This window comes from Mycobacterium sp. 1165196.3, assembly GCF_001673415.1.
GTDB lineage: Bacteria > Actinomycetota > Actinomycetes > Mycobacteriales > Mycobacteriaceae > Mycobacterium > Mycobacterium europaeum_A.
The window spans coordinates 30,725-39,872 of record NZ_LZLU01000106.1; the positions used below are offsets into that span (position 1 = coordinate 30,725).

Sequence of the window (9,148 nt, forward strand, 5' to 3'; positions counted from 1 at the left end):
CTTGATCCTGACGCCGAGGTCAGCGCGCAGCCCGCTGCGGGCGGCCGGCAAATCCGCGCGCTAGGCCCGGTGCGGACGCGTGGCGGCTCTGGCACTGGCGCTTGCCGGTCTGGCGTTTCTCGACTCGCTCAACGTGCTCAACGTGGGAGTGGTTTCGGCCGTCATCTTCGACAGCCGGCTGGGGCGCCGGTCTCCGCTTCCCGGCGCCTTGAGTTACGTCGCGGGCGTGTTCGCGGTGACGACCACATTCGGCGTGTGCACCGTACTGGGCATCGGCTTCATCACCGAGGTCCTCGACTTTCACCTGACACCGGCCATTCGTTTCCGGGGCGAACTGCTGCTGGGCATCGCGTTGATCTGCTTGGCCTTCTTTCCGTTGACCGCACAGTCGTCGGCACCCGGCTGGGCGCTGGCGGCGATGCGGCAACGGCCCTGGCTGCTCGGATTTCTGGGGCTGGCGGTGGGCAGTGGCCAGGCCCCTACCGCCGTGCCCTATCTCACCGGCTTGGCGATGCTCGCCGCGGTGCACCCGCGGCCGCCGCTCTGGCCGTTGGTCATCCTCGTCTACTGGGCCATCGCCCTGTCGCCGCCGCTGCTGATCCTTGCCCTCTCGATGAGAAAAACCATGCGGGCCAAGCGCATTCAGCGCGCGATCGTGCGCGCCCTCACTCGCTACGGGCCGATGTCGGTGCGGCTGTTGTTCCTGGTTTTCGGAACCGGGCTCATCGCCGACGCAATCGTCAACCACAGCGCGCTGTGGTGAGGTGGTACGACTTCTCATCTGATGCACAGCGAGCTGGATTACCTTGTCGCGTGTGACCGATCGCCACGAACGCGCAATGTCCTTCGGCTCGATCGCCGAGGACTACGACGGGCTGCGGCCGCAGCCTCCGCAGCAGGCGGTGGACTGGCTGCTGCCGTCGGACTGCGAGCTGGCCGTCGACGTCGGTGCGGGCACCGGCCTGTTCACCCGCACGCTCGTCGGCCGGGCAGCGCAAGTCGTCGCCGTCGAGCCCGATGCGCGGATGCGAGCGGTGCTGGCCGAGCGGTCCCCCGGAGTTCGCGCCGTGGTGGGCACCGGTGAGTCGATTCCCCTCCCGGACAACTCCGCCGACGCGGTCTTCGTCTCCTCGGCGTGGCACTGGATGGATCCCGACCGGGCCGTCCCGGAGATCGGCCGCGTGCTGCGCGACCGCGGTCGGTTCGGGCTGATCTGGACCAGTCGCGATCGCGACGTGGACTGGGTCCGCGACCTCGAGGTGCTGCCCAAGGACGACACGTCCGAACTGGATGCGCCCGACCGCTTCCGCCGGCGCCACGAGAACGTCGTACTGCCGGATCCGCAGATATTCCACAACGTCGCGCGCGAGACGTTCGATTTCGTGCGCACGATGACGGTCGACGACATCGTCGCGATGCTCGCGACCTACAGCCGGGTGATCATCGCCTCCCCCGACGACCGCGCGCAGCGGCTCGACAACGCCCGAGCCATCTTGACCGAGCGTTTCCCCGGCGCCGACGTGATCGACGTCCCCATGCAGTCCCGGTGCTGGCGCGCCGATCGGATCGCCCGCGGCCGCTAAGCGCCGCTTGGACGTTCCTTTTGCCGATGTCGTAGACAGCGGGGGGTTAAGCGCGTAACTTCTGCCGCATTCACTTAGGAGACGCAATGACGGTGCAATCCGTATTGGCCGAGGTCCGAGAAATCCCCGGTACCGGTGACGTGATCCCGATCTTCGATCCCTCCACCGAGGAACAGATCAGCCAGTTCACCGACGGCGGTACCGAAGCCGTCAACGAGGCGGTCGCGCGCGCGAAAGCGAGCGCCGAGTCCGAAATATGGTCCGGGAAGCCCGATTACGAGCGAGCCAAGGTCCTGTGGCGGGTCGCCGACCTGATCGACGAGAACGCCAAGCTGCTCGCCGAGCTCGAAATGCTGAACGCCGGGATGTATCCCGCTCAAGCGCAGATGCAGGTGAAAATCGGCGCCGAGTGGTTCCGCTATTACGCCGGCTGGTGTACCAAGATCGACGGCATTGCGCGCGATGTGAACACCGGCGGCCTGACCGGCGTCGATTCGCACATGCACACCTATACGGTGCGCGAGCCCTACGGCGTGGTCGGGCTGATTTTCCCGTGGAACGGCCCCGTGTTCAATTTCTGCGCCAAGCTTGCGCCGTCGCTGGCGGCCGGGTGCAACAGTGTGGTGAAACCCGCTGAGGAGACGCCACTTTCGGCGCACGTGCTGATGCGCCTGCTGGCCGAGGCCGGAATCCCGGACGGGGTGGCCAACCTGGTCAACGGATACGGACACACCGTCGGCGCGGCGATCACCGCGCACCCCGACGTGGAGAAGGTCGCCTTCACCGGCTCGACAGAGGTGGGCCGCGCGATCGTGCACGCCGCGGCCGACAGCAACCTCAACAAGGTCACCCTCGAGCTCGGCGGCAAGTCACCGGTGCTGATTTTCGACGACGCGAAACTGAAGAAGGCCGTCCCGATGTCGGCGTTCGGCACGTTCGTCCACTCGGGGCAGGCCTGCGTGTGCGGCTCCCGCATTCTGGTGCAGCGTGGCGTGTACGACCAGGTCGTCGAGGGCATGGCGATGGTGGCGAATGCGATGAAGATGGGCGGCCCCAAGGACGAGGGCACCATGAGTGGACCGCTGATCAGCCAGAAGCAGCTCGACCGGGTGCTGGGCTACCTGGAGCAGGGCAGGTCCGACGGCGCGGAAATCGTCACCGGCGGCCACCGCCTCGATCGCAAGGGCTACTTCGTGCACCCGACGGTCGTCACCAACGTCGATCCCGACACCAGCCGGCTGTTCCAGGAAGAGATCTTCGGGCCCGTCGTCACGGTCCTGCCCTTCGACGACGAGGACGAGGCCGTCGCGTTGGCCAACAACAGCACCTACGGGCTGGCCGCCACGGTGTGGACCAAGGACCTCGCCCGCTCCCATCGACTGGCCAAGCGGCTGGCGGCCGGAACCGTCGGGCTTAACTGCGCTTTTCCCTACGACCACTCGATGCCCTTCGGCGGCTACAAGCAGTCCGGCTGGGGCCACGAGTCAGGCAAGGCCGGCATCGAGACCTACCTACAGACCAAGATCGTCTGGGCACAGATGTAGCGGCCTCACGCCTGCGGCCCCTCCGGCGGCCAGACCGTCCCGGGCGACGCCTCGCCGGGGCTCTCGAAATCGCCGCGAGACAGCGGCACCCACCGCTCGCTCGGTGCGGGCTGCTCCGACGACGGGAAGTCGCGCAGACTGCCGGTCGGCTTGGCGTCCCACTTGGCGAACGTCAGCGGCGTCTGCAGCCAGGCGTGCAGCAGGTTGTAGGCCGACTCGAGCGAATCGATGTGAGTGCGCTCCCAGCCATGGCTGCCGTCGAGGCCGAAGCCGACCAGCGCGGCGCGGGTGTTGGCACCCGCCTCGATCGCCGCCGCGGCATCGGACCGGTAGTAGCGAAAAACGTCGCGGGCGAACGGGATTCCCTGCTCGCGGGCCAGCCGGCAGAGTTTGCGGGTGAGGTGGTAGTCGAACGGGCCATGCATGTCGGCCATCGGGATCGTCACGCCGTCCTCGAGGGAATGCTGGCCGGGCGCGCACACCGCGTTGTCCACCGAGACCAGCTCGGCGACGTCGGCGGGCAGGCCGTGACTGGCCCCGTGGCCGACCTCCTCGGTGATGGTGACCATGATCGTGGTGCGGTGCGGCAGCACCACCTTGTTCTCGGAGAAGTTCTTGGCCAGCGCGAGCGCTATCGCGACGCCCGCCTTGCCGTCCAGATGGCGTGAGACGATGAAGCCGTCGGCGGTGAGCTCGGGGCTGGTGATCAACGCCACGAAGTCACCGACCTGCAGGCCGAGCCGAATCAGGTCCTCGCGCGAGGACACTTTCCGGTCGATGCGGACCTCGACGTGCTCCCAGTTGGTGGGTTGTGTGTCGATCTCATCGCCGAACGCGTGCCCGCTGGCCTTGAGCGGCATGACCGTGCCGGTGATGAACTCATCGGGGTCGTCGATAAAAATGCGCACCCGGGCGCCCGCGGCGAACCGCGCCGAAAAGGTGCCGACCGGGACCAGTTGAAGGCGGCCGTTGTCCTTCAGGTCGCTGACCATGCAGCCGATGGTGTCGGAGTGAACCACTATGGCGCGGTCGATGGTCGCGGACTCACCCGGCAGTTCGGCGGTCAGCGCGCCGCGCCGGGTCAGCGTGAACGGCACCCCGAAGTGGTCGAAGATGTCGCCGATCACCTGCATCACCGCATCCGTGCGTCCCGACGGGCTCGGGGTCTGCAGCAGCGCCAGCAGGGTGTCGATCATCCAGGTGCGGTCGGCCTCGGCCATGGCCGCGATCTGGCCCACGTTATCTCCTCTCGAGTCGCCTCCGAACGCGTTCAACCTACCGTGTGAGCGGCACCGAACGCCCGTCGCGGCGGGCGCCGCACCACGGCTGCGGGCGTTCGATATGTCCGCTGCCCCTAAGAAGCGGATTCCATCTGGGCGATCAGATCTGCGAGGGTGAGGATGCGCTGGGCGTCGCGCACATGCAGGCTCTCGATCATGCGGCCGTCGACGGTGATGACGCTGGTGCCGGACGCCTGCGCCTGCTCGTAGGCCGAGACGATCTTGCGGGCGTCCTCCACTTCCTTGTGTGAGGGACCGAACAGCTCGTTGGCGGGGGCGATCTGCGACGGGTGGATCAGGGTCTTGCCGTCGAAGCCCATCTCGCGGCCTTGCCGAGCCTCGGCCCGGAATGCGCCGTCGTCGGTGACGTCGTTGAACACGCCGTCCAAGATGACCTTTCCGGCCGCCCGGGCTCCCAGCAAGGCCAAGCCGAGGGCGGGCACCGCGGGTGCGCGCCCGGGCACGTGCAGGCCGTGCAGCTCGTTGACCAGGTCGTTGGTACCCACCACCAAACCGGCCAGGCGATCGCTGGCCGACGCGACCTCCTCGGCCCGCAGAAAGGCCCGGGGTGTTTCGATCATCACCCACAGCTGCAACGACTTCGGCGCTCCCAATGCGTCCAGCGCGTCGGCCAGCGCTCGAACCTGTTGACCCGTCTCGACTTTCGGCACCAGCACGCCGTCGGCGGCGGAACCGGCCACCGCCGCCAGGTCGTCGTCGTGCCAGTCGGTGTCCAAGCCGTTGATGCGCACCACGACCTCGCGGGGCCGGTAGCTCTCTGACGAGATCGCGTCACACACCGTCATCCTCGAATCGGCTTTCGCGTTGGGACCCACGGCATCCTCGAGGTCGAAGATCAGCACGTCCGCCGGCAGCGTCTTACCCTTCTCCAGCGCGCGCGGCTTGTTGCCGGGGAGGTACAGGGCGGATCGGCGCGGGCGCAGGGTCGGTGCCATGAAAGCGATTCACTTCCTGTCGTCGTTGGAGCGGGAGAGTCACGAGCGTGCGCGACGGGTGTGGGGTGCGCGCGGCCTAGGCAGAAAGTACCCTTCGGTACCGGTGGAGCCGTGCGCCGGTGGTCAGCGTTCCGGCAGGCGAAATGGCCGACGCCGCGAGTGGATCGGCGGAAGGGGAAAACGAATGTCATCATTAGGCTCGGCGCGGAGCGAGGGCGACAGCTGGGACCTGGCGTCCAGCGTGGGGGCGACCGCCACGATGGTGGCGGCCTCCCGAGCGCTGGCGTCCCGTGAGCCGGACCCGTTGCTGGACGACCGATTCGCCGAGCCGTTGGTGCGGGCGGTCGGGCACCCCTTCTTCACCCGCATGCTGGACAACGAAATCCCGCTCGAGACCGACGACATGCCGATGACCCTGCAGCAGCGGCGCGAGCAGATGACCGTGCGGACCCGGTATTTCGACGACTTCTTCGGCGCCGCCACCGCGGCGGGCATACGGCAGGCCGTCATCTTGGCCGCCGGGCTCGACGCGCGGGCCTATCGGTTGGCGTGGCCCTCGGGCACCGTGGTTTTCGAGGTCGACCAGCCCGAGGTGATCGCCTTCAAGACGAACACGCTCGCCCGGATCGGTGCCGAACCGACCGCCGAGCGCCGCACCGTCGCAATCGACCTGCGCGACGACTGGCCAACGGCGCTGCGGGACAGCGGCTTTGACGCCGACTCGCCCACCGCCTGGATCGCCGAGGGTCTACTGCCCTACCTACCGCCCGACGCCCAGGACCGGCTGCTGGACAACATCACCGCGCTCAGCGCGCCGGGCAGCCGGCTGGCCACCGAGAACATCACCGACATGAGCGTGTTCACCGACGAACGCGCTCGGGCGATGCGCAACACCTGGCGTCAGCACGGGCTCGACATCGACGTCGCCGAGCTCGTCTGGCTTGGCGAGCGCCGCCCGGCCGGCGAGCACCTGGCCGATACCGGTTGGAACGTCACCCGCCACCCGACCGAACAGGTCTATGCCGAGTACGGATTCGTGCTGCCGGACAACGAAATCCTCAAGGAGTTCCGTCACTCGATCAGTTACCTCAGTGCCGAATTGGGCTGAGTCCCAGCGGTTTGGGTGGTAATCCACCTCCGCTAGGACTTGGCTTCGCGCCACCCCCGCTCGAACGGCAGCCGCCATGCGTTGGGCGCGATGAGTTGGTGAATCGCGTTGGGCCCCCATGTGCCTGGCTGATACAGCTTGGCGGGCGGCGGGTCGCTGAGCAGATCTTCGGAACGCTCCCATAATGATTCGATGCCCTCCGCGGTATTGAACAGCGTGTGGTCGCCCCGCATCGCATCGAGGATCAGCCGTTCGTAGGCCTCGAGCACGTCCACGACGGTGTCGATCTCCTGGGAGGAAAACTGCATGGACAGCTTGTCCAGCTTCATGCCCGGGCCGGGCCGCTTGCCATAGAACGACAACGAAACCTTCGAGTTGTCGGCAAGGTCGAACGTGAGGTGATCGGGGCCCTGCGTGCCCACACCTGATCCGGGCGGAAACATGGTCCGCGGCGCCTCTTTGAACGCGATCGAGATGATGCGGATGCCCTCGGCCATCTTCTTGCCGGTGCGCAGGTAGATGGGCACCCCCGCCCACCGCCAATTGTCGATGCCGACCTTGAGGGCGATGAAGGTTTCTGTGTCGGAATCCTTCGCCACGCCGTCCTCGTCGCGATATCCGTTGTACTGACCCCGAACCACGTTGGCCGGCTTGACCGGCAGCATCGACCGGAACACCTTGTTCTTTTCCTCGCTGATGGCAAACGGCTCGAGCGCCGTCGGCGGCTCCATCACCACGAACGCCATCACCTGGAACAGGTGGGTCACCACCATGTCCTTGTAGGCCCCGGTCTCTTCGTAGAAGTTCGCCCGCTGCTCCAAGCCCTTGTCCTCGGGGATGTCGATTTGAATGTGATCGATGAAGTTGCGGTTCCAGATCGGCTCGAAGAGGCCGTTGGCGAACCGAAACGCCAAGATGTTCTGCGCGGCTTCCTTGCCCAAGAAGTGGTCGATGCGGAAAATCTGTGATTCCTCGAAGGTTTCGTGCACGAAGTCGTTCAGCGCCACGGCGCTGGCCAGATCGGTGCCGAACGGTTTTTCCATCACCACCCGCGACCGTTCGACCAGCTTGGCGTCGCGCAGCATGGTGATCACGGCGCGCGCCGCCTTGGGTGGAACCGACAGATAATGCAGGCGCCGAACGTTAGCCCCCAGATTCTCCTCGGCCTGGGCCACCGCCTCGGCCAGTGCCTCGGGTCCGGCGCCCTGCGAGACGTAGCTGATGATGCCGGCGAAATTGGCCCACTGCTCGTCCGTCAGCTTGTGCGAGCCGAAGGAATCGATCGCCTCCTTGGCGATCTCGCGGAATTCCTCCTGACTCAGGTCCTCCAACGACGTGGCGACGATTTGAATATTGGGCGCTAATTCCGACTGGTCCAGGTAGGCCAGGCCGGGGATCAGCTTTCGTTTCGCCAGATCGCCCGTCGCACCGAAAAGAACGATGACATGCGGGTCGAGCGCATCGGCGTGGTGGCGACGCGGGCGGGCGTCGGCAGCTGGGTAAGCGATGGTCTGAGGTTTCTCGGTAGCCACTCTTGCGATACTTCCACCGTCGCGGCGCTGTGTCTCGTCCGTCTCACGGCCGCCCGATTCTGGTTAGCAATCGCCCGATCGGGTATGGAATAGCGGCGGGTTCCCGGCGCCGGGGCCCGTCTCCCCACCCACGCCAGTTGGAAAGCGATATGACCAAACCCGACAAAGACCCGCTGAGCCGCGCGCAGGAGCTGGAAAACATCGTCGACCAGCTCGAGGAGAAGGTTACCGAGGAAAGCGAAGCCGAAGGCGTTCCCGGCAACCGCAGCGACCGGGAGCAAGCGGCCGTCCGAGGTGCCACCAACGAGCCGCCGGACTGATCGGCCGCCGGCCCGGCTCGCCGAGCACGCTCATTCACTCGGGAGGTCGATGGCGTGCGCCTTCAGCGTCGTCAGCAGCTCGGGCGCGGGCCATTCGTTGGCCCGGTAGCGGACCGGACTGATTCCGGCAACGGGCAGGATGCCCACCACGTCGACGACCGTCGCGAATGGCACGGTGAACTTGTCGGACACGTTCGACGGATCGCCGACCAGAAAAGTCACGTAATCGGTCTGCGGCAGCTCCCACGGGATGCCCTGACCCCACGCCGCGGTGCTGCGCCGGCCCCAGGCCGTTTCGATCATCTGTGCGTCGCCGACGTATTGCGGGAACAATTCGCGCTCATAGTGCTCCCGCAAGAATTCGGTCTGATGGCGGTATTCCTTTGTGGCCAAAAGTGTTCGGGCCCGCAGCGCCAGCTCGCGCAGCGGGTGCGGGCCGGCCTGATCAAACGGCGCGATGATGGTGCCCTCGATGGTGTAGCCCTGCGGCGAGATCGGCTGCTCGGCATCGAGGTACATCTGCTCGGCGACCTCGAAGAGGTCGCCGGCGTCGTCGGGCGCGTCGGTGCCCAGCAGCAAAACACCGTCGCCCGGGAAAAACACCAGCGGACGGGGGCCGCCGGCCACCGCCAGCGAACCCAGCCACCCGGTGGCCAGGATCATCGAATCGATATAGGTGCCGCCATCGGCGTCCTTCAACAGGAACTTCTCACCCGGCGCGAAGGTCTGCTGCTGCGCCGACAGGTTCTCCCGGGCGACCGCGAAGGCCTGATCGCCGGTGATGCCCCAGGCACCCGTTTCCGCCGGTGTCACCATGGCCCGCAC

9 protein-coding genes are annotated in these 9,148 nt (G+C 66.6%); 5 read left to right on the plus strand and 4 right to left on the minus strand.

Annotated features, from left to right (window positions below):
• The first annotated feature begins 79 nt into the window (after window positions 1–79).
• From A5659_RS11500 to A5659_RS11510, 3 genes are all read left to right on the plus strand, one after another.
• Window positions 80–763 carry a GAP family protein gene (locus A5659_RS11500; protein ID WP_066863051.1) on the plus strand — a complete coding sequence of 228 codons (684 nt, stop codon included), beginning with the start codon at window positions 80–82 and terminating at the stop codon, window positions 761–763.
• Window positions 764–815: 52 nt separating this feature from the next.
• The gene (locus tag A5659_RS11505; protein WP_067181125.1) at window positions 816–1,583 is read left to right on the plus strand and encodes a class I SAM-dependent methyltransferase; all 768 of its coding nucleotides are present in this window, start codon (window positions 816–818) and stop codon (window positions 1,581–1,583) included.
• Between the two features lie 86 nt (window positions 1,584–1,669).
• Window positions 1,670–3,127, plus strand: a complete 1,458-nt coding sequence (locus A5659_RS11510; RefSeq protein ID WP_067181128.1) for an aldehyde dehydrogenase — start codon at window positions 1,670–1,672, stop codon at window positions 3,125–3,127.
• 5 nt (window positions 3,128–3,132) lie between these two features.
• Here the strand turns inward: A5659_RS11510 and A5659_RS11515 are convergent, their stop codons facing one another.
• Both A5659_RS11515 and A5659_RS11520 read right to left on the minus strand, forming a co-directional pair.
• The gene (locus tag A5659_RS11515; protein ID WP_067181131.1) at window positions 3,133–4,365 is read right to left on the minus strand and encodes an osmoprotectant NAGGN system M42 family peptidase; all 1,233 of its coding nucleotides are present in this window, start codon (window positions 4,363–4,365) and stop codon (window positions 3,133–3,135) included.
• A 116-nt stretch (window positions 4,366–4,481) separates the two neighbouring features.
• Window positions 4,482–5,363 carry a CoA ester lyase gene (locus tag A5659_RS11520; RefSeq protein WP_066876778.1) on the minus strand — a complete coding sequence of 294 codons (882 nt, stop codon included), beginning with the start codon at window positions 5,361–5,363 and terminating at the stop codon, window positions 4,482–4,484.
• Window positions 5,364–5,547: 184 nt separating this feature from the next.
• On the opposite strand from A5659_RS11520, the gene A5659_RS11525 reads away from it, so the two are divergent.
• Window positions 5,548–6,471: a class I SAM-dependent methyltransferase gene (locus A5659_RS11525; protein ID WP_066863067.1), complete on the plus strand. Its 924-nt coding sequence runs from the start codon at window positions 5,548–5,550 to the stop codon at window positions 6,469–6,471.
• Window positions 6,472–6,503: 32 nt separating this feature from the next.
• On the opposite strand, the gene zwf is transcribed toward A5659_RS11525, so the two are convergent.
• The gene (gene zwf / locus A5659_RS11530; RefSeq protein WP_067025481.1) at window positions 6,504–8,003 is read right to left on the minus strand and encodes a glucose-6-phosphate dehydrogenase; all 1,500 of its coding nucleotides are present in this window, start codon (window positions 8,001–8,003) and stop codon (window positions 6,504–6,506) included.
• A gap of 137 nt (window positions 8,004–8,140) precedes the next feature.
• Here zwf and A5659_RS28135 point away from each other — a divergent pair, with 137 nt between their 5' ends.
• On the plus strand, window positions 8,141–8,323 hold the full coding sequence (locus tag A5659_RS28135; protein WP_197497982.1) for a hypothetical protein: 183 nt from the start codon (window positions 8,141–8,143) through the stop codon (window positions 8,321–8,323).
• A 30-nt stretch (window positions 8,324–8,353) separates the two neighbouring features.
• On the opposite strand, the gene A5659_RS11535 is transcribed toward A5659_RS28135, so the two are convergent.
• The coding region (locus A5659_RS11535) for a hypothetical protein (RefSeq protein ID WP_067181134.1) at window positions 8,354–9,148 on the minus strand (795 nt) is incomplete at its 5' end.

What these genes read in the sequence shown, in the direction of transcription:
- A5659_RS11520 (WP_066876778.1), bottom strand. Translation starts at nt 5,363, where the DNA reads ATGGCACCGACCCTGCGCCCGCGCCGATCCGCCCTGTACCTCCCCGGC.
- A5659_RS11525 (WP_066863067.1), top strand. Translation starts at nt 5,548, where the DNA reads ATGTCATCATTAGGCTCGGCGCGGAGCGAGGGCGACAGCTGGGACCTG.
- A5659_RS11510 (WP_067181128.1), top strand. Translation starts at nt 1,670, where the DNA reads ATGACGGTGCAATCCGTATTGGCCGAGGTCCGAGAAATCCCCGGTACC.